Origin of the sequence: Streptosporangium sp. G11 (assembly GCF_051192615.1) — a bacterium.
In the GTDB taxonomy this organism is placed as follows: Bacteria; Actinomycetota; Actinomycetes; order Streptosporangiales; family Streptosporangiaceae; genus Streptosporangium.
On record NZ_JBPJUQ010000011.1, the window covers coordinates 132,385 to 152,116 of the forward strand.

A 19,732-nucleotide genomic window follows, 5' to 3' on the forward strand; every position below is an offset into this window, starting at 1 on the left:
GCCGCCGACAGTGGCTTGATCGGTTCCAATGGCTCCTACACACACCCCAGTGGTCCCCATGCGCTCAGTTTCGACCTACGCTTCCGATATGACCGTCGGTGACGCGCCGCCCGCTCCCGCCGCCTTCAGGCGCGCGGTGGCGAGCATGCGCCCCGCGGAGGTCAGGCCGGAGATCGAGCTGGAGGACATCCCGGCCCCGCAGCGCCTGGCCCCCTACTCGGCCGCCATCGGCGCGTCGGTGTACCGCGACGACGACGAGCTCGCGGTCGGCCGCCTCATCGTGCTCTTCGACCCCGACGGCCAGCGCGGCTGGGACGGCCAGTTCCGGCTCGTCGCCTACGTGCGGGCCGACATGGAGCCGGAGATCACCGAAGACCCGCTGCTCGGTCCCGTCGCGTGGAGCTGGCTCACCGAGTCGCTCGACGCGCACGGCGCCGGCTACGCCGCCGCCGGAGGCACCGTCACCCGGGCGGTCTCCGAGGGCTTCGGCAACAAGGCCGAAGACCCGGTGACCACCGAGCTGGAGCTGCGCGCGTCCTGGTCGCCGCTGCAGGAGGACCTCTCCGGCCACGTCGCCGCCTGGTGCGACCTGATGTGCCTTGCCGCGGGCATGCCACCCCTGCCACCCGACGTGGCGGCGCTGCCGCCGCGCCGTCGCGAGGATCCGGAGCCCTTCAGAACGTGACCGATGAGACGACCGTAGTCCCGCTGCTGGAACCTCGTGAGGGAATCCCACCCGTCATCGAGGACCCGGCCGCTCTCGCGCGCGTGGTGCGCGCCTTCGCCGGAGGCACCGGCCCCGTGGCCGTCGACGCCGAGCGCGCCTCCGGCTATCGCTACAGCGGCCGCGCCTACCTGGTCCAGCTGCGCCGCGCCGGCGCGGGCAGTGCCCTGATCGACCCCATATGCTGCCCCGACCTGTCGGAACTCGACGCGGCGCTGGCCGGCGCGGAGGTGGTGCTGCACGCGGCCTCCCAGGACCTGCCGTGCCTGGCGGAGGTGGGCTTCCACCCGCGCGAGCTGTTCGACACCGAGCTGGCCGGCCGGCTGCTCGGCTACGAGCGGGTCGGGCTCGGTCTGATGGTGGAGAACGTCCTCGGATTCAGGCTGGAGAAGGGCCACTCGGCCGCCGACTGGTCCACCCGCCCCCTGCCGGAAGACTGGCTGCGCTACGCCGCGCTCGACGTCGAGGTCCTGATCGAGCTCCGTGACGTCCTGTACGAGGAGCTGGCCTCCAGCGGCAAGCTGGCGTGGGCGCGGGAGGAGTTCGCCGCCGTGCTCGCGCACAAGACCCCCGCCCCGCGCTCCGACCCGTGGCGGCGCACCTCGGGGATCCACAAGGTCCGCTCGCTGCGCGGGCTGGCGGTGGTCCGGGAGCTGTGGACGCTCCGCGACGGGCTCGCCCGCGAGTCCGACGTCGCCCCCGGCCGGGTCCTGCCCGACTCGGCGATCGTCACGGCCGCCCTGGAGCTGCCCCGCACCACCAAGGCGCTCACCGACATCCCCCCGTTCACCGGCCGCAGCGCCCGGCGGCACCTGCGCGACTGGCTGGCCGCGATCGGCACCGCCCGCTCGCTGCCCGAGTCGGAGCTGCCACAGCCCAGCACCCCCGGCGACGGGCCGCCCCCGGCCAACCGGTGGATGGACCGCGACCCGGTGGCCGCCCGCAGGCTGGCCGCCGCCAGAGCCGTGGTGGCCGCGCTCGCCGACGAGCACCACATGCCCGCGGAGAACCTGATCCAGCCCGACGCGATACGCCGCCTGACATGGGAGCCGCCTCCCGTGGTCGACGACGAGACCGTGATCGCCCGGCTGCGCGAGCTGGGCGCCAGGGAGTGGCAGATCGGGCTGACCGCCCACCCGATCGCCAAGGCCCTGCTCCGCCTGGAGATCAAGGGCCAGGTGTGAGGCCCCCGCCCTTTACAAAGTAGATCATTTCTCGTCACGCCCCGAGAACCAGGCTGAGCGCCGTCCACTCCGGCCTGGGTCCTCGGGTGTCGGAGCGTTCCACCCCGCCCCGGACCCGCTCCGCGTCGTCGTCCTCCTCCCCGGACGGCTCCGGCCGCACGTAGGGGATGGCGCACCACACCGTACGGCCCAGTCCCCGGCCGTGCTCGCGGGTCCCCCAGCGCCCGCCGGAGAGCCGGTCGACGATGAGCAGACCGCGACCGCGACCGGATCCGGGAGGCCGGTCTCGCGGGATGTGCGGCGCGCGGGTGGCGGAGCCGGGATCGGAGACCTCGACGTGGACGGAGTCGGGGGCGGCGGTCAGCGTCAGGCCGATCAGGTCGCCCACCAGGCCGTGGTCGGCGTGCTCCACGGCGTTCGCCAGCAGCTCCGAGACCACCTGGACGACATCCGTCAGGAGGACGTGCTCCGGGCCGAGGGCCTCCCGCGTCTCGCGGCGCGCCTGCCTGACCGATTCGTAGGCGCTGTCCAGAAATACCTCCGCGAGCTTTCCCGTTTCCATGCCCGACGCCCTCCACCTGGATTTCACGAATCGCCGTCTTCACGTCCGCCCCCGAGGGGAATCCCTTCGAAGGACGACTACCCTTCGTGTCCATCTCGACACCCAACGGGTGCGCGCTTCCCGGCGCTTTCCGCGCGGCCGTGGAAAAACCCAGGACATTCACCCGCACCGGTCTCGATGTCGGCTTTTCGCGGGAATGCAATTGGGCGGGGAGTTCGACGGGCGTGCGATGCCGCCGAATGTCATGAAACCAAGGCGATTACCCGGGAGGGCGGCCACCCGGCGCCGCCCGCCTCGAACGAGGCTCGATGACGACACACGGTGACGACAGGCGGGGATGGCCTCGCGAGGGAGACGCGGCGGGGACAGCGGGGCAGGAACGACGGGACGCGCCGGGGACGGCGCGGGGGGATGGCACGGGGGGGACGGCGCGACGGGGACGGCGCGGGGGTGTCACACCCCGGGGGCCGATTCCCCCGAACCCCGCGCCAGGAGCTCCACGGGCACCGTCACGCGGCGTACGGGACGGCCGGGGTCGGCGATACGGGCCAGGAGCATGTCGATCGCGGTGCCGCCGATCGTCGTGGCGTCCTGGGCGACCACGGTCAGGTCGGGGCGCAGGCTGGTGGCGAGCTCGGAGTCGTCGAACCCGACGACGGCGACGCGCTCGAAGCCGCCCCGGAGGCGGCGCAGCACCTCGACGCTGGTGGTGGCGTTCCCGGTGACGAGGGCGGTCGCCGGGGACGGCCCCGACAGGACCGCGTGGACCGCCGCGGCGATCCGGCCCGGCTCGATCCTGCCGGGGTGGACCATCCCCTCGGCGGGGGCGCCGTGCGCCGCGAGGCAGCCGCGGAAGGCGGTGGCCCGCTCGTGGCCGGTGAAGATGCGCTCGTCGTCGCCGATGTAGGCGATGCGCCGGTGACCGTGGCGGACGAGGTGCTCGAAGGCGAGCTCGATGCCCCCGACGTTGTCGGAGAGCACGCAGTCGACGTCGAGACCGTGAACGGGCCGGTCGACGGCGACGAGCGACAGGCCCGCGTCCAGCTCGGGGACCAGGTAGTCGTGCCCGCTCCCTATGGGTTCGAGGATGACGCCGTCGAAGCGGCGCCGGCACATCGACATCACGACGTCGCGCTCCAACTGCTCGTCGTCCTCGGTCGAGGCGGCCAGGACCATGAGCTTGGCCGCGCGCGCCGCGCGCTCCAGGGCCTGGAGCACCGGGTTGACGTGCGAGAGCTGCCGGACGGCCGCCCCCAGGGTCCCGGTGACCCCCAGGCGCAGCTGGCGGGCCCGCTCGTCCGGCTGATACTCCAGGCTGGCGATGGCGGCGTGGACCCTGGTGGCCAGGTCGGGCCCCACGGTGGGGTCCTGGTTGACGACGCGGGAGACGGTGCGCAGTGCCACCCCCGCCTCCCGCGCCACATCGACCATCGTCGGCCGGCGGCCGCGGCGCTTGCCGTTCACAGTGCCCCCCATGCCCTCCGTGTTCTCCACGCTTTCCGTGCCCTCCACAAGTCCTTCACGAACCCTCCCCCGCGGCGCGGCGGCGTGGCGGCGACCCGGTTCCCGTGGCGGTTTCCAGCGGGGTTCCCGCAGAGACCTTCGCGAAGGCTTCCGCGAGGGCCTTCTCGGATACCTCCTCAGGGGCTCTCGCGGGGGCTTCCGCGAGGGTTTCCACGGACCTGGCCTCCGCGCCCCGTTCCACGGACCTGACCTCCGCGCTCCGGGCGCGGGCCGCGGACCTGGGCGAGCCGGGCGGGGCGCCGCTGGGTCCCTCGGCGGAGGTCGCGCAGCCGGTCTTCTCCCGCTACTGGCTGCACAACAGGGGGGCGGCTCCGCTCGGCTACCAGCCGATGAGCGTCAGCCTGCGGCCGTCCGGCGAGCCGGGGGCCGGGGGCCGGCTGCGCGTGACCCTCGCCTCCGACCTCGTCGACACCGACGCCGAAGGCCACCTCAGGATCGTGACCCCGCCCGGCTGGGACGCCGACCCCGGCGACCGGCCGGTGCTGCTGGGGCCCGGCGGCTGGACCTCCTTCGAGGTGGACCTCACCCCCGCCCCGGACGCCGGTGCGGGACCGTACGTGATCGCCGCGCAGCTCACCCACGGCGGCCAGGTCCACGAGGACGTCCTCTTCGTGGACGGGCGTGGCCGTCCGGCGCCGGGCGGGCGGACCGGGCTGCTGGAGGTCGAGCCGGCCGGGGAGGGACTGACCCTCGCGCCGGGGCGGAGCGGGCGGCTGACCGCCGTGCTGCGCAACCACGCCGGTTTCGACATCAGGGGCGAGGCCCAGGTGATCAGCCCGTGGGGGACGTGGGACGCGGTCCGGACGGCCTCCCACCCCCTCGAGGTCGCGGCGGGCGGCGGCGCGGAACTCCACGTCGACGTGACCGTACCGCCCGGGACCAGGCCGGGGTCGTGGTGGGTGCTGCTCAAGTGCATGTGGTTCGGCAGGCTCTCGTACTCCCCGGCGGTGCCTCTGCTCGTACGGGACGCCGGGTGACCGCCGCCCACGTCCACGAGACGCCCGCGGTCGCCGCCCGCGCCGGAGAGACATCCGTGACCGGCGCGTACCCCCACGAGACATCCGCGGTCGCCGCCCGGGTCGGGAAGACGCCCGTGACCGGCGCGCACCCCCACGAGACATCCGCGGTCGCCGCCTGGGTCGGGGAGACACCCGTGACCGTGGCCCGGGTCGAGGAGCGCGTCCGGCTGCTGCGGGCGGGGCCTCGCGGCTCCCTGCTGCCCGCCGACGGCACGACCGAGGGCCGCCAGCTGCGCCGCTGGGCCGTCCAGCTGCTCGTCACCGAGCAGGTCGTCGCCGACGAGGCGGCGCGGCGCGGCCTGACGGCGGCCTGCGAGCCCCCGGGCGCCCCCGCTGGAGCTGGACGCCACCGCGCGCCTGGAGCTCGGAAGCGTGCTGGCCGCCGTCCTGGCGGCCGGCCCTCTCGCGCAGGCCCTCTACCGGGAGGTGACCGCCGGCGTCACGGTCGGCGACCGCGAGGTGGCGGCCTACTACGCCGCCAACCAGGACAGGTACCGGGGCCGCCCCGCCCGCATGGTGACCCACCACTACGACGGCCGTCCGGTCAACGGCGGCCGCCGCTATCTGGTGCGCCGGGGCGAGTTCGCCGAGGCGGTCGACAGGGCCCTGTTCGCGGCGCCCGAGGACGCCGTCGTGGGCCCGATCGAGCGCCACACCTTCGTCACGGGCCCGCTCCAGGCGGGGACCGTCACGCTCCGGCGGGCCGCCCCGCGGATCAGGGCCGCCCTGCTGGAGGCCGGGCGCCGCCGGAGCTTCGCGCTGTGGGCGGACGCGCGGTGCGCGAGGGCCGTCCTCCTGCCGGGCTTCGAGCATCCCGGCGACATCCGGCAACCCGACCACACCCACCGGCACTGACCCCCACCCATCTCCTCGAAGCCCCCAACCCCAGGCAGGAGGCCGCCACAGACCCGTACACACCGCCCCTGACCCGGCGGCGATGAACCCCGGGACCAGCAGAAACACTCAGAAAGCCCCCGCACTCCCATGAAAGGGACACCCCCCGTGAGCGGAACAAGGCAACCCCGTCTCAGAAACCTCCTCGCCGCCGCGCTGGCCGCCGCGCTCGCGGCCACGCTCGTGACGGCCACCCCGGCCCAGGCCGCGACCCCCTCCCCCGCCCAGCAGTGGACCGAGGTCCAGCAACTGCTCTCCGGCATCAAGGGCAGGTGGACCAACCAGGCGTACACCAACGCCGTGTCGAACACCATGCCGAGCACCGCCCTGCTCGGCAACGGCGACGTCGGCGTCACCTCCGCCGGAGGTGACGGTTTCAAGACCTTCCACATCACCAAGGGGAACTTCTGGGCGGGCAACCCCAACCCCTCCCTGGTCTCCCTGGGCTCGGTCTCCATCTCCCCCAACGCCGGCACGGGCTCGCCGGGCAACCTCGCGCTGGGCGCCTCGGCGTCGGCGTCGAGCTCCCACCCGAGCTTCCCGCCGAGCCGGGCCGTCAACGGCGGGTGGGGCTCCGGGTACGAGGGCTGGGTCTCCGAGGTCGGCAAACCCCAGACGATCACCCTCGACCTCGGCTCCGCCAAGACCTTCACCCGCTACGTCGTCAGGCACGACTCCGCCGCCCGGCCCGCCGAGACGGCCAACAACACCAGGAACTTCACCGTCTCGGTCAGCTCCGACAACAACGCCTGGTCCACCGTGGACACAGTGAGCGGCAACACCGGCGGCGTCAGCGACCGGACGATCGCCTCGGTCACCGCCCGCTACGTGCGGCTGAACATCACCGAGCCGACCCAGGGCACGACGCCGGACTCCACCGCCAACCCCCGCGCCCGCATCGGCCAGATCGAGCTGTACGGGGCCGGAGGGCCCACCCAGCCGTCCGGGCCCTTCCTCGAGGAGCAGAACATCCTCAAGGGCGAGATCGACACCTCGATGACCATCGGCGGCGTGCCGGTGGCCATGAAGACCTGGACCGGCGCCAACGACAACCTCGTGGTCACCCAGATCCAGTCTCTCGGCTCCTCCACGGTGCGGCTGAAGGCGCAGACCTCCGCCGGGTCGCCCGCCCCCAGGACGGGCTTCACCAACACGGCGGGCGTCTCGGGCGCCACGGCGTGGGCGACGCGCCAGACCCCCTCGGGGTCGAGGTGGGTCTCCAGGGCCTCCCTCGCCACCCGGCTGATCGGCGCGACCCCGGTGGGAGGCCCCACCGCGTCCGGCCCCGCGGCGACGGTCGTCTTCGACCTGCCGCCCGGCCAGACCGTACGTGTCGTGACGGGCGTCGCCGGCGGCGGCCAGAACCCGGCGGACCCGGCACCGGCCGCCCGCGCGCTGGTGGACGGCCAGAGCGGCGGCTCCCTCGACACGCTCTACACCGCGCACGTCGAGTGGTGGAAGCAGTACTGGCTCAGGTCGTACGTCGACCTCAACGACGACGTGCTGGAGAGGTTCTACTACGGGTCGCTGTACCTGATCGGCTCCTCCAGCCGCGCGGGCAAGACGGCCCCCGGCCTCTACGGCATCTGGGCCACCACCGACTCGCCCCAGTTCAGCGGTGACATGCACCTGAACTACAACTGGATGGCCAACTTCTACGGCGTCTACTCCAGCAACAGGACCGACCTCGCCCTGCCGTACTACGACCTGGTGCAGGCCTACCTGCCCGAGGCCAGGCGGCGGGCGCAGCAGGACCTGAGGCGGGTGAAGCCGGACTACGTCAACGCCCGGTTCCCCAGTGGCGGCGTGCCCGGCGGGGTGCTCTTCCCCGTCGGCATCGCGCCCTTCGGCGCGACCGCCGACGACAACTACCACCAGCAGGTGGTCAACTCGCTGTTCACCGTCTCGCAGTACATCGCCTACTACGACTACACCAGGGACCGGACCTTCCTGACGTCGAAGGCGTACCCCTTCATGAAGGAGGTCGCCACCTTCTTCCAGCACTACCTGGACTACGACGCCGCCGCGCAGCGCTACAACCTCTACGGCGGGCCGCACGAGGGCACCTGGGGACGCAACTCCAGCGCCGACCTCGGGCTGCTGCGGAACCTGCTGTCGACGCTGATCGACGCGAGCGCGGAGCTCAACGTCGACGCGGGCGACCGGGCCACCTGGACGAACATCCTGCAGCGCCTGGCGCCGATCCCGACCACGACCCACAACGGCAGGAAGGTCTACGCGCTGGCCGACCCGGGCACGCTCAGCGACGGCCGCGCCATCCGGCCGGGCGACAACACCGTCAACCTGGAGTTCGTCCACCCCGGCGAGGCCCTCGGGATCAACTCCCCGGCGGCCGACCGGCAGACCGCGATCGACACGCTCGACGCGATGAACTCCTGGGGCCAGGACAACAGCTTCCCCAAGGTGTTCACCCAGGCGGCGCGGGTGGGCTACCCGGCCCAGAGCCTGATCGACAGGCTGAAGAACGAGATCAACAACAAGCTGGACGCCAACCTGCTCGTCCGGGACCCCCACCACGGGATCGAGAAGGGCGGGGCGATCGAGGCGGTCAACAACATGATGCTGCAGAGCGACGGCGGCGTCATGCGGGTGTTCCCCGTCTGGCCGGCGAACAGGAACGCGAGCTTCGTCAAGCTGCGGGAGAAGGACGCCCTGGTCGTCTCCGGCGCGTTCTCCGGCGGGCGGGTGACCTACGTCGACATCACCAGCGAGGCGGGCCGCCAGGTACGCCTGCAGCACCCCTGGCCCGGCCAGACGATCGTGGTCAACCGGGTCGGCGGCGGCACGGTGGCCCACACCGTCAGCGGCAACGTGATCACCTTCCCGACCCAGGCGGGCGCGACGTACTCCATCGCGGCCCCGTGACCTCCGCCTCCCCGAGCCGTACGGCCTGACCGGTGTCACCGGCGGCCGTGCGCGCGACCGGGAGATCCCGGGGCCCGCCCCCACCCCTGAGCCGGGGCGCGGGACCCGGCACGGGATCTCCCGGTCGCGCGCACGGCGAGTGTCCCGCCCCCGGTGAGGGGGCGGGACGCTCAGCAGCTCGCGAGCATGCTCTGCAGGGCGCTCTTCTCCGAGCTCTGCAGCGTCAGCTTCCAGTAGTACTTCACCTGGATCCACGCCCTGGCGTAGGTGCAGTCGAAGCTTCCCAGCGGCGGCTGCCACGTCGAGGGGTCCTGGTCGCCCTTGGCCTGGTTGACGTTGTCGGTGACCGCCCACAGCTCGGGGCCGCCCAGGTCGTTGGCGTAGGACTGGCGCTGCGCGCTGGTCCAGGCGTAGGCGCCCGAGCGCCACGCCTCGGCGAGCGGCACCATGTGGTCGATGTCGACGTCGCTCGCGGCGGTCCAGGTGGCGCCGTCGAACGGGGAGTACCAGCTGCCGGAGGTGGCCACGCAGCTGGAGTTGACGACCACTCCCGTACCGTCCCTCTTGAGCACCGTCTCCCGGGTGTTGCAGGCGCCGCTGATGGTGATCCAGTGGTTGAACAACGACCGGTCGTAGGAGGACTGGTTGGTCTCGGCGGCGACGGTGAGCGTCGCGAGCCTGCTGGCGGCGGTGGCCGCGGAGGGAATGTTGGGCGGGGTCGCCGACGCCGTCCCCGTTGTCAGGGAAACGGTGAGGAGAATTGCCGTGAGGGCAGCGGAAATCCCGGTGACGACTCGTTTCACGAGTGGCCCCTTCTGTCGCTCCACCTCGGCCAGTCGGGGGGTCTGGGCACGGCGAGAGGAGGACAGACGGAACGTCTCAACTCATGACAAATGCGGAAATGTCATGGTTTGACGACGAGTCAGGACGTGCTTGGTCGGATACTGCCCTGATCCAAGATCGGACACGTTTGATCTGCGACGACATGGCGCGCGGAAATTCGCGGTCCGCCCTTTCCCCTGCGAACGCGCCGTGAAGATCCTGTAAACACCGGAATTTCGCTGAGAAACGCCGGAATCCCCTGGTGCTCAGCCGGCCGCCAGGGCCGCCTCGATGTCGTCCGCGCCGGCCAGCGACTCGGCCAGCCGTTCCCGCTCGGCGGCGTCCAGGGGGATCGCGCGGACGCGGGCCAGCAGCTCGCCCGCCCGCTCGCGGTCGGAGAGCGTCAGGGCCAGCTCCGCGCGGTAGAGGAGCGCCTCGACGAGCTCCACGTTCGGCGCGTCCCCCGCTCGCGCCAGCGCGCCGTCGAGGATCTTGGCGGCCTGCCGGTGATCCCCGTGGGAGTCGCCGATGACGACGGCGTTCTGCAGCGCCGTGGCGAGCCTGCCGCCCGAGGGTTCCTCCCGGCTCGCGTCCTTGGACGAGGGGAAGATCCGGATCCAGTTCCCTCCCGGGTCGACGACCGTGGCCCCGTGAACCGGCGCCCGCCGGGCGGCCGGAGGCGCCCGCACGGCCCCCTCAGGACGCGCGCGCGTCCCTTTCCAGGCGTTCGATCAGCCCGCGGGTCCACTCTGCACCACTGCCGGAGAAGTGCGTCCACAGACGCATGATCTCGGCGATCGGCTCCCAGTCCCGGGAGTCCGCGTCGTCGGACGTCCAGTGGCGGGCGACCTCCGCCCGCCAGCCCTCGAGGGCCGCCAGCCGCTCCTTCAGCAGCGCGACCACCTCTTCCCTGGGCAGGCAGGTGAGGAAACCCACCCCGGCCGTCAGCTCGTCGATCTTCTGATCGTGCCTGGCCAGGGCCGTACGCAACATGCCCAGGAACTCCGCATCACCTTCGCCGGTGAGCTCGTACTCCACGCGCGGCGGCCCGCCCGCGGCGCTCGGCGCCATCTCGTGGGCCCGCAGCAGCCCCTGCTTGGCCATCTGCCTGAGCGCGTGGTAGATCGAGCCGGGCTTGGCCGTGGACCACTCGTGAGCGCCCCAGCTCTCCAGGTCGCCGCGCACCTGGTAGCCGTGCGCCCGGCCACGCTGACGGACGGCCCCGAGGACCAGCAGCCGGATGGCCGACACCCTGCTCCCACCTCTAGACGATCGGTGATCGGAGTTTACCGGTCCCGCGCCACGGGAGAGCGAGGGGCGCACACCAGCCTCGGAGCGGCCCGTACACCGCCTCCGCGGACGCCCTCCCGCCCCCGGCCGCACCTCAACGGCACTTCAACTGGGCTCCGGCGCTTGCCGCAGGTGGGACGCCTGTCGTACGGTGTTAAGGAAAGCGCTTTCCTTGGAGGTCGGAGAAAGATGTCCCCGCAAAGCATCGGCGTCGTGATGAACGGTGTCACGGGCCGCATGGGCTACCGCCAGCACCTGGTCCGCTCGGTCCTGGCCATCAACGAGCAGGGTGGCGTGACACTGTCGGGCGACAGGAGGGTCCTGCTCAGGCCGGTGCTGGTAGGCCGCAACGCCGAGAAGTTGCAGAGGCTGGCGGAGGGCCACGGCATCGAGTCCTGGACCACCGACCTCGACACCGCCCTCGCGGACGACGCCAACCTGATCTACTTCGACGCCCAGGTCACCCAGGCCCGCGTGAAGGCCGTGCTCGCGGCGATCGAGGCGGGCAAGCACGTCTACGCGGAGAAGCCGACCGCGGAGACGTACGAGGACGCGCTGGCGCTGGCCGAGGCCGCGACCGCCCGGGGCGTGAAGAACGGCGTCGTGCAGGACAAGCTCTTCCTGCCGGGCCTGCTCAAGCTCAGGCGCCTGATCGACGGCGGCTTCTTCGGCCGGATCCTGTCGGTGCGCGGCGAGTTCGGCTACTGGGTGTTCGAGGGCGACTGGCAGGACGCGCAGCGCCCGTCGTGGAACTACCGCGCCGAGGACGGCGGCGGCATCGTCCTCGACATGTTCCCGCACTGGGCGTACGTGCTGGAGAACCTGTTCGGCCGGATCACCTCGGTCTACGCCCAGGCCGTCACCCACATCCCCGAGCGGGTGGACGAGCGGGGCGAGAGCTACCGGGCCACCGCCGACGACGCCGCCTACGGGGTGTTCGAGCTGGAGGGCGGGATCATCGCGCAGATCAACTCCTCCTGGAACGTCAGGGTGAACCGCGACGAACTGGTGGAGTTCCAGGTGGACGGCACGCACGGCAGCGCCGTCGCGGGCCTGCGCGACTGCCGGATCCAGCACCGCGCCACCACTCCCAAGCCGGTCTGGAACCCCGACCTGCCCGCCACCGCCCGCTTCAGGGACGGCTGGCAGGAGGTGCCCGACAACGCGGAGTTCGACAACGGCTTCAAGATCCAGTGGGAGCGGTTCGTCCGCCACGTGGTCGAGGACGCGCCCTTCCCCTACGACTTCGCCTCGGGCGCGCGCGGCGTCCGCCTCGCCGAGCTGGGCCTGCGCTCCTCCGCCGAGGGCCGCCGCCTGCCGGTGGAGCCCTGATGGCCCTGAGGATCGCGCTGCCCGGCGGGGAGCACACCCTGCGCGAGCCGGTCACCTGGGCCAGGCCCGCGGGCCCCGCCGTGAGCCGCACCGTCTACGCGGCCGCGCACGTGGTCGCCGACCCACTCGGCGACAACACCCCGGGCTCCCCCGCCGCCGTCGACTGGGACGCCACCCTGCGCTTCAGACACCACCTGTGGTCGTACGGGCTGCGGATCGCCGACGCCATGGACACCGCCCAGCGCAACATGGGCCTCGACTGGGCGGCCACCCGCGAGCTGATCCGGCGCAGCGCCACCGAGGCGAAGGCCTTCGGCGACCCCGCGGCACTGGTGGCCTGCGGCGCGGGCACCGACCAGGCCCCGCGCGCTCAGACCCTGGACGAGGTCGTGGCGGCCTACACCGAGCAGATCGAGACCGTGCGGGACGCGGGCGCCGGGGTCATCGTCATGGCGAGCCGCCAGCTGGCCGCGATCGCGCGGGGCCCGGAGGACTACCACCGCGTCTACGGCGAGCTGTTCTCGCGGGTCGACCGCCCGGTGATCCTGCACTGGCTGGGCGAGATGTTCGACCCGAACCTGGCGGGCTACTGGGGCTCGCGGGACGTGCCCGAGGCCACCGCGTCGTTCCTGTCCCTGATCCGCGACCACGCGGCGAAGGTGGACGGGGTCAAGGTCTCGCTGCTGGACGCCGAGCACGAGATCGGGCTGCGCGCGGCGCTGCCCGAGGGCGTACGGCTCTACACCGGCGACGACTTCAACTACCCCTCGCTGATCAAGTCGGGCAGCCACGCGCTGCTGGGGATCTTCGACGCGATCGCCCCCGCCGCCGCCGCGGCCCTGGAGGAACTCGACGCGGGCGACCTCGGGCGGTACGACGAGATCATGGAGCCCACCGTCCCGCTCTCACGGAAGATCTTCGAGGCCCCGACGTACAACTACAAGACGGGCATCGTCTTCCTGGCGTGGCTCAACGGCCACCAGGACGCCTTCAGCATGGTCAACGGCGCCCAGGCGGCCAGGTCCCTGCCCCACCTGGCCGAGGTGTTCCGCCTGGCCGACGGGGCCGGACTGCTGGCCGACCCCGAGCTGGCGGTCTCCCGGATGCGCTCCCTGCTGGCGGTGAACGGGCTGTGAGAGCGCGGACGAGCCGTTTCTCGCTGAACCAGTGGACCACGAAGCGGTGGTCGGTGGCCGAGGCCGTCGACGGGTGCGTGCGGCACGGCGTCGAGGCCGTCGGCCTGTGGCGGCAGGACGTCGCCGCGCAGGGCCTGGAGGAGACCGTCAAGCTCGTCGCGGACGCCGGGCTGCGGGTGTCGTCGCTGTGCCGGGGCGGGTTCCTCACCTCCGGAGGGCCGAAGGCCCTGGACGACAACCGCAGGGCGATCGACGAGGCCGCGACGCTGAACGCCGCCTGCCTGGTCATGGTGGTCGGCGGCCTGCCCGGCGTGGTGCCCGGCGAGCCGCTGGGCACGATCTCCCGCGACCTGCCCGCCGCGCGGGAGCGGGTCGCCGAGGCGCTGGCCGTGCTGGCCCCGTACGCGGGCGAGCGCGGGGTGAGGCTGGCCCTGGAGCCGCTGCACCCGATGTACTGCGCCGACCGGGCCGTGCTGTCCACGCTCGGCCAGGCGCTCAACCTGGCCGAGGCGCACCCCTCCGAGCAGGTGGGCGTCGTCGTCGACACCTTCCACGTGTGGTGGGACCCGGGGGTCCTAGAGCAGATCGCCAGGGCCTCGGGCCGGATCGCGAGTTACCAGGTGTGCGATTTCCTGTCGCCGCTCCCCGCCGACGTGCTGCTCGGCCGGGGGGTCATGGGCGACGGCGTGATCGACTTCGCCCCGATGACCCGCGCGGTGGCCGAGGCGGGCTACACGGGGGACATCGAGGTGGAGATCTTCAACGCCGACGTGTGGGCCGCCGACCCCGACGAGATCCTGGCCAGGGTCAAGGCCGCCTTCGCCGAGTTCGTCGGAGGTTGACGCGCGATCCCCCGCCACGACATTTCGCGGCGGGGGACCGTTCCAACGGGGAGGAAAACGCGTTCGCCGGGCCCGGATTGCCACTTCACGTTGGAGTGACATGGCAGGTACTCGTACGGTAGGGGTATGACGACCGCAGAAAGCGAAGCCAGCCCCGCCGTACAGCGGCCGCCGGAACATGTGATGGCCGTGTTGGAAGCGATCAGGGAGTGGGAGGCCGCCAACCCCGACTCCGCCCCATCAGGCCAGGGAGAGGCGATCCTCTGGGCCCTGGGCAAGCGGGAGCAGGCACCGATCAGCGGCCGCCCCAGCTCGGGATCCCCGCCCACCCTCGCCGAGGCGCGCGCCGAGATCGACGCCGCCGAGCGGGTTCCGCGCGAAGGCCGGGTCGTGCCGGCCGACGGGGTCATCAGCACCCTGAACTGGTTGATCGGCGCCAAGGACGGGCTTCCCATCCCCGGCCGCCGCTCCTCCGAAGGCTGGGGACACCTGGTCGGCGGCCGCGGCGTGATCCTGCGCACCGAGGCCGAGATCGGCAGGATCGCCGAGCTGGCCCGCCAGGGCATGCCCAACGCGGCGGGCGAGTGGGAGAAGGAATGGTGCTCGGGCACCATCGCCGTCTGCGAATGGGTGCTCGGCACCCGCAGGAAGTCCCCGGTCCGCAACACGCCCCGCCCCATCCACGGACCGACCGGCCTCAACCTCGGCATGGAGGAGAGCGCGGCCGAGGACGTCTCCCGGCAGCTCGGCCGGGGCCGCCAGCACTCCCCCGGCTACGGCGACGGGGTCATCAGAACGATTCGCTGGCTGCGCGGGCAGATCATGGCCCCGCCGATCAGCGAGCAGGGAAACCCCGTTCCCGGCATGCGCTGAGCCCCGCCCGCCCCCTGTCTCCCCGCCCCCCGCGTTCCCCTACGACACGACCGGCCCGGCCACCCACGGGGTGTCCGGGCCGCTTGTCGTGACGCCCCCGCCACAGGGGGCCCGTCGCCTCACCCCAGGCCGCGGGTGCTCTCCCGGAGGATCACCTCACCGGTCACGGCCTCGGCCCTGGCCTCCTCGAACGGGCCGAGGGCCAGCTCCAGCGCGCGGGCGCCCATGTCGGCCAGCGGCAACCGTACGGTGGACAGCGAGGGGACCAGGTCCCGCAGGGTGAAGATGTCGTCGAAACCGGCCACGGAGACGTCCTCGGGCACCCGGATGCCCCGGTCCCTGAAGGAGGCCAGGGCGCCCACCGCCATCACGTCGTTGACGGCGAAGACGCAGGTGACCCCGGCCACCTGGGTGGCGGCCCCGTAGCCGCCCTCCCGGTCGAAGGAGCCGTGCAGGACGCGCGGCGCGGGCAGGCCGAGCTCCTCCAGCGCGCCGGTGAACCCCTCCACCCTGTCCCTGGGCGCGATCAGCCAGTCGGGCCCGGCGAGGATGGCGAAGTTCCTGTGCCCCAGCCCGGCGAGGGCGCGGGCCAGCTCGGCGGCGCCCCTGCGGTTGTCCGGCACCACCGTGTCGACGCCGAGCAGGTTCTGGCCCACGCAGGCGACCCGGCCCCCCGACTCCCGGTAGTGGTCGAGTTCCGCCCGGAGCCGCCGGGTCGTCTCCGGGTCGGTGACCCTGGAGCCGACGAGCAGCACGGCGCGGACCCGCTGGGCGTTGAGCGTCGAGACGTAGGCGATCTCCCGCTCGGGGTCGCGGTGGGTGGTGCCGATCATGACCATGAGCCCCTGGCTCTCGGCGACCCGCATGGCCCCGTCGGCGATCGCGGCGAAGTAGGGGTCGGTGAGGTCGTGGACGACCAGGCCGATCACGTTGCTGGCGCCCCTGGCGAGGGTCTGCGCGGCCACGTTGGTGCGGTATCCCAGCTCGGCGGCGGCCAGCTCCACCTTGGCCCGCAGGGGGGCGCCCACCTGCCGGGTGCTGCCGTTGAGCACCCGCGACGCCGTGGCGAGCGAGACGCCCGCGTGCCGGGCGACATCCTCAAGCGTGACCACCGACAACCTCCCGGAAAGCGTTTTCCAAAGTCTGCCAGAGTTACCCCCGCCCCGCATCCCGGACACGGCCCGCGAGGTGGGAGCGTAGGCCCGCACACTCTTGGGGACAACTTACCCACCTCTTGCTCCCCCGGCCGCGCCAAGCGTTGTTACTCGCGAGTAGCATAGGGGGGAAGCCATCCAGCAACGAGGAGCGAACCCCGTGCCTTCGTCTCGTGACGTCGTATTCGTCGACGGTGTGCGCACGCCATTCGGCAGGTCGGGCCCCAAGGGCCTGTACGCCGAGACGCGCGCCGACGACCTGGTGATCCGCGTCATCCGCGAGCTGATCCGGCGTAACCCGAATCTGCCTCCCGAGCGCGTCGACGAGGTGGCCATCGCGGCCACCACGCAGATCGGCGACCAGGGCCTGACCCTCGGCCGCTCCGCCGCGATCCTGGCCGGGCTGCCCAAGACCGTGCCCGGCTACTCGATCGACCGCATGTGCGCGGGCGCGATGACCGCGGTGACCTCGGTCGCCGGCGGCATCGCCTTCGGCGCCTACGACGTCGCCATCGCCGGCGGCGTCGAGCACATGGGCCGCCACCCCATGGGCGAGGGCGTCGACCCCAACCCCCGCTTCCTGGCCGAGCAGCTCGTGGACGGCTCCGCCCTCGTCATGGGCATGACCGCCGAGAACCTCCACGACCGCTACCCCTCCATCACCAAGGACCGCGCGGACGCCTTCGCCCTCGCCTCCCAGGAGAAGGTCGCCAAGGCGTACGCCGACGGCAGGATCCAGGACGACCTGGTCCCGATGGCGACCAGGTCGGCGGAGAAGGGCTGGGGGCTGGCCACGGCCGACGAGGCTCCCCGCCCCGGCACCACGCTGGAGGGTCTCGCCGGGCTGAAGACCCCGTTCCGCTCGCACGGCCGGGTCACCGCCGGCAACGCCTCCGGCATCAACGACGGCGCCACCGGCTGCGTCGTGGCCGCCGCCGACGTCGCGGAGGAGCTCGGTCTCGCGCCGAAAATGCGCCTGGTCTCGTACGCCTTCGCGGGCGTGGACCCCGAGGTGATGGGTGTCGGGCCGATCCCGTCCACCGAGCGGGCGCTGCGCCTGGCCGGGCTCTCCATCTCCGACATGGGGCTGTTCGAGATCAACGAGGCGTTCGCCGTGCAGGTGCTGGCGTTCCTGGAGCACTTCGGCATCGCCGACGACGACCCCAGGGTGAACCCCTACGGCGGCGCCATCGCCTTCGGCCACCCGCTGGCCTCCTCCGGGGTGCGCCTGATGACGCAGCTCGCCCACGAGTTCGGCGAGCGCCCCGACGTCCGCTACGGCGTGACCACGATGTGCGTGGGCCTGGGCATGGGCGGAACGGTCATCTGGGAGAACCTCGGCTGGGAGGGCGAGAAGTGACGGACATCAAGACGGGCACCACGAGCGCTACGGACATCACCCGGCTCTTCGCCGACGAGGTCGTCACCCGGGCGGCCGTCCGCGACGTGGAGCTGCCGTACGGGGCGGGCATCATGGCCCTGATCACGCTGGACAACGGTTTCGACCACACCAAACCGTCGACGTTCGGCCCCGGCGGGCTGACCTCGCTGGGCGAGGCCCTGGACGCGGTCGCCGAGCGCGGCGACCTGGCGGCCGTGGGCGTCGTCGGCAAGCCGTTCGTCTTCGCCGTCGGCGCCGACCTCAAGGGCGCCGCGATGGTCTCCGAGCGGGACCAGGCGCTCCGGATCGGCAAGCTGGGGCACGACGTGTTCCGCCGCCTGGGCGAGCTGGACGTGCCGTCGTTCGCTTTCGTCAACGGCGCGGCCATGGGCGGCGGCCTGGAGGTCGCGCTGCACTGCACGTACCGGACCATCTCCTCGGGCGTGCCCGCCGTGGCGCTGCCCGAGTGCTTCCTCGGCCTGGTCCCCGGCTGGGGCGGCACCCAGCTGCTGCCCCGCCTGATCGGCCCGGCCGCGGCCGTCAAGCTGATCGTCGAGAACCCGCTCTCGCAGAACCGCATGATCAAGGGCAGGGAGGCATTCGCGCTCGGTGTCGCCGACGCGATGTTCGAGCCCGCCGACTTCCTGGAGGAGTCGCTGCGCTGGGCCGCCCAGGTGCTGCGCGGCGACGTGACGGTCTCCCGTACCGACCACACCGGGGACGACTGGGCCAAGACGGTCGCCGACGCGCGCTTCCTGCTCGACATGCGGCTGCACGGCGCCTCCCCGGCCCCGTACCGGGCGCTGGAGCTGGTCGAGCTGGCCCGCACCGCCTCGCGCGACGAGGGCTTCGACGCCGAGGACCAGGCCCTGGCCGACCTCCTCATGGGCGACGAGCTCCGCGCCGGCCTGTACTCCTTCGACCTGGTCCAGCGGCGGGCCAAGAAGCCCGCGGGCGCCCCCGACAAGGCGCTGGCCCGCCCGGTCACCAAGGTCGGCGTCGTCGGCGCGGGCCTGATGGCCTCGCAGATGGCGCTGCTGTTCGCCCGCCGCCTGGAGGTCCCGGTCGTGCTGACCGACCTGGACCGGGACCGGCTGGACAAGGGCGTCGGCTACGTCCACGCCGAGGTGGACAAGCTGCTCGGCAAGGGACGCGTCTCCGCCGACCAGGCCAACCGGCTCAAGGCCCTGGTGACCGGCTCGCTGACCAAGGACGCGTTCGCCGACGCCGACTTCGTCATCGAGGCCGTGTTCGAGGACATGAAGGTCAAGCGGAAGGTGTTCGCCGAGGTGGAGGAGGTCGTCTCCGCCGAGTGCGTGCTGGCCACGAACACCTCCTCGCTGTCGCTGACCGAGATGGCCTCGGGACTGCGCCACCCGGAGCGCGTCGTGGGCTTCCACTTCTTCAACCCGGTCGCGGTGATGCCGCTGCTGGAGATCGTCCGGGGGGCGGAGACCGACGACGCGACGCTCGCCACGGCCTTCTCCGTCGGCCGGTCGCTGAAGAAGTCGTCCGTGCTGGTCAAGGACGCGCCCGCGTTCGTGGTCAACCGCCTGCTGACGCGCTTCATGGGCGAGGTCATCGGCGCCGTCGACGAGGGCACCCCGCTGGAGGTCGCCGACCACGCGCTGGACGGGCTCGGCCTGCCGATGACCCCGTTCGCGCTGATGCAGCTCGTCGGTCCCGCGGTGGCGCTGCACGTCGCCGAGACGATGCACGAGGCCTTCCCGGCCCGCTACGGGGTGTCGGAGAACCTCGCCCGGCTGGTCGCGGCGGGCAAGCCGGGCGTCTACGCGCCGGACTTCTCGCTGGACCCCGAGGCGGTGGCCCTCTTCACCGGCGGCACCTCCCCGTCGACGGCGGAGGAGGTACGGCTCCGGGCGCTGCGGGCCCTGGCCGAGGAGATCCGCCTCATGCTCCAGGAGGGCGTGGTCTCGGCTCCCCAGGACATCGACCTGTGCATGATCCTCGGTGCGGGCTGGCCGTTCCACCTGGGCGGCGTCACCCCGTACCTCGACCGGGCCGGTATCGCCGAGCCGCGCTTCCTGCCGCCGGGCGTGGCCTCGGTCCCCGCCTGACGTCTCCCCGTACGGCCCCCCTGTCCTCCCG

Annotated in this window: 17 protein-coding genes; 11 read left to right on the forward strand and 6 right to left on the reverse strand. The window is 72.5% G+C overall.

The genetic code is table 11. From position 1 onward, the window contains the following. Positions 1-88 precede the first annotated feature (88 nt). Both ACSDR0_RS14265 and ACSDR0_RS14270 read left to right on the forward strand, forming a co-directional pair. The gene (locus ACSDR0_RS14265) at positions 89-685 is read left to right on the forward strand and encodes a DUF3000 domain-containing protein (RefSeq protein WP_350946697.1); all 597 of its coding nucleotides are present in this window, start codon (positions 89-91) and stop codon (positions 683-685) included. Then, on the forward strand, positions 682-1,908 hold the full coding sequence (locus ACSDR0_RS14270; RefSeq protein WP_435289259.1) for an HRDC domain-containing protein: 1,227 nt from the start codon (positions 682-684) through the stop codon (positions 1,906-1,908). Before ACSDR0_RS14265 ends, ACSDR0_RS14270 begins: the two co-directional genes overlap by 4 nt. Positions 1,909-1,942: 34 nt before the next feature. On the opposite strand, the gene ACSDR0_RS14275 is transcribed toward ACSDR0_RS14270, so the two are convergent. Continuing rightward, a complete protein-coding gene (locus tag ACSDR0_RS14275) occupies positions 1,943-2,470 on the reverse strand; it encodes an ATP-binding protein (RefSeq protein WP_435289260.1) in 528 nt (175 codons plus the stop codon). Between the two features lie 453 nt (positions 2,471-2,923). Continuing rightward, positions 2,924-3,946, reverse strand: coding sequence for a LacI family DNA-binding transcriptional regulator (locus ACSDR0_RS14280; protein ID WP_435289261.1), 1,023 nt, complete (start codon positions 3,944-3,946; stop codon positions 2,924-2,926). Between the two features lie 92 nt (positions 3,947-4,038). On the opposite strand from ACSDR0_RS14280, the gene ACSDR0_RS14285 reads away from it, so the two are divergent. From ACSDR0_RS14285 to ACSDR0_RS14295, 3 genes are all read left to right on the forward strand, one after another. Continuing rightward, positions 4,039-4,971 carry a COG1470 family protein gene (locus ACSDR0_RS14285; protein WP_435289262.1) on the forward strand — a complete coding sequence of 311 codons (933 nt, stop codon included), beginning with the start codon at positions 4,039-4,041 and terminating at the stop codon, positions 4,969-4,971. 414 nt (positions 4,972-5,385) lie between these two features. After that, positions 5,386-5,868 carry a hypothetical protein gene (locus tag ACSDR0_RS14290; RefSeq protein ID WP_435289263.1) on the forward strand — a complete coding sequence of 161 codons (483 nt, stop codon included), beginning with the start codon at positions 5,386-5,388 and terminating at the stop codon, positions 5,866-5,868. A 147-nt stretch (positions 5,869-6,015) separates the two neighbouring features. Further along, a complete protein-coding gene (locus ACSDR0_RS14295) occupies positions 6,016-8,793 on the forward strand; it encodes a discoidin domain-containing protein (protein ID WP_435289264.1) in 2,778 nt (925 codons plus the stop codon). Positions 8,794-8,963: 170 nt separating this feature from the next. Here ACSDR0_RS14295 and ACSDR0_RS14300 read toward each other — a convergent pair whose 3' ends face one another. From ACSDR0_RS14300 to ACSDR0_RS14310, 3 genes are all read right to left on the reverse strand, one after another. Continuing rightward, positions 8,964-9,596, reverse strand: coding sequence for an HNH endonuclease family protein (locus tag ACSDR0_RS14300; RefSeq protein WP_435289265.1), 633 nt, complete (start codon positions 9,594-9,596; stop codon positions 8,964-8,966). A 285-nt stretch (positions 9,597-9,881) separates the two neighbouring features. Next, complete coding sequence (locus ACSDR0_RS14305) at positions 9,882-10,304, reverse strand: hypothetical protein (protein ID WP_435289266.1); 423 nt, start codon at positions 10,302-10,304, stop codon at positions 9,882-9,884. A 7-nt stretch (positions 10,305-10,311) separates the two neighbouring features. Further along, a complete protein-coding gene (locus tag ACSDR0_RS14310) occupies positions 10,312-10,866 on the reverse strand; it encodes a PadR family transcriptional regulator (protein WP_435289267.1) in 555 nt (184 codons plus the stop codon). A gap of 228 nt (positions 10,867-11,094) precedes the next feature. Here ACSDR0_RS14310 and ACSDR0_RS14315 point away from each other — a divergent pair, with 228 nt between their 5' ends. The 4 genes from ACSDR0_RS14315 (at position 11,095) to ACSDR0_RS14330 (ending at position 15,088) form a co-directional block, all read left to right on the forward strand. After that, positions 11,095-12,237, forward strand: a complete 1,143-nt coding sequence (locus ACSDR0_RS14315) for a Gfo/Idh/MocA family protein (protein WP_435289268.1) — start codon at positions 11,095-11,097, stop codon at positions 12,235-12,237. After that, positions 12,237-13,373 carry a dihydrodipicolinate synthase family protein gene (locus ACSDR0_RS14320; RefSeq protein ID WP_435289269.1) on the forward strand — a complete coding sequence of 379 codons (1,137 nt, stop codon included), beginning with the start codon at positions 12,237-12,239 and terminating at the stop codon, positions 13,371-13,373. The genes ACSDR0_RS14315 and ACSDR0_RS14320 overlap by 1 nt, the downstream gene beginning before the upstream one ends. Beyond that, complete coding sequence (locus ACSDR0_RS14325; RefSeq protein WP_435289270.1) at positions 13,370-14,215, forward strand: sugar phosphate isomerase/epimerase family protein; 846 nt, start codon at positions 13,370-13,372, stop codon at positions 14,213-14,215. The genes ACSDR0_RS14320 and ACSDR0_RS14325 overlap by 4 nt, the downstream gene beginning before the upstream one ends. Before the next feature lie 126 nt (positions 14,216-14,341). Beyond that, positions 14,342-15,088, forward strand: a complete 747-nt coding sequence (locus tag ACSDR0_RS14330) for a hypothetical protein (RefSeq protein WP_435289271.1) — start codon at positions 14,342-14,344, stop codon at positions 15,086-15,088. A 119-nt stretch (positions 15,089-15,207) separates the two neighbouring features. Here the strand turns inward: ACSDR0_RS14330 and ACSDR0_RS14335 are convergent, their stop codons facing one another. Then, entirely contained in the window at positions 15,208-16,257 is a 1,050-nt protein-coding gene (locus ACSDR0_RS14335) for a LacI family DNA-binding transcriptional regulator (RefSeq protein ID WP_435289318.1), read from the reverse strand. Positions 16,258-16,402: 145 nt separating this feature from the next. Between ACSDR0_RS14335 and ACSDR0_RS14340 the strand changes: the two genes are divergently transcribed. After that, positions 16,403-17,602, forward strand: a complete 1,200-nt coding sequence (locus ACSDR0_RS14340) for a thiolase family protein (protein WP_435289272.1) — start codon at positions 16,403-16,405, stop codon at positions 17,600-17,602. Beyond that, entirely contained in the window at positions 17,599-19,701 is a 2,103-nt protein-coding gene (locus tag ACSDR0_RS14345; RefSeq protein WP_435289273.1) for a 3-hydroxyacyl-CoA dehydrogenase NAD-binding domain-containing protein, read from the forward strand. The genes ACSDR0_RS14340 and ACSDR0_RS14345 overlap by 4 nt, the downstream gene beginning before the upstream one ends. Positions 19,702-19,732: the final 31 nt, after the last annotated feature.

Excerpts from the sequence above, each read along its gene's own strand:
- ACSDR0_RS14265 (WP_350946697.1), top strand. The coding sequence starts at position 89 with ATGACCGTCGGTGACGCGCCGCCCGCTCCCGCCGCCTTCAGGCGCGCG.
- ACSDR0_RS14335 (WP_435289318.1), bottom strand. The coding sequence starts at position 16,257 with ATGCGGGGCGGGGGTAACTCTGGCAGACTTTGGAAAACGCTTTCCGGG.
- ACSDR0_RS14315 (WP_435289268.1), top strand. The coding sequence starts at position 11,095 with ATGTCCCCGCAAAGCATCGGCGTCGTGATGAACGGTGTCACGGGCCGC.
- ACSDR0_RS14320 (WP_435289269.1), top strand. The coding sequence starts at position 12,237 with ATGGCCCTGAGGATCGCGCTGCCCGGCGGGGAGCACACCCTGCGCGAG.
- ACSDR0_RS14330 (WP_435289271.1), top strand. The coding sequence starts at position 14,342 with ATGACGACCGCAGAAAGCGAAGCCAGCCCCGCCGTACAGCGGCCGCCG.
- ACSDR0_RS14275 (WP_435289260.1), bottom strand. The coding sequence starts at position 2,470 with ATGGAAACGGGAAAGCTCGCGGAGGTATTTCTGGACAGCGCCTACGAA.
- ACSDR0_RS14280 (WP_435289261.1), bottom strand. The coding sequence starts at position 3,946 with ATGGGGGGCACTGTGAACGGCAAGCGCCGCGGCCGCCGGCCGACGATG.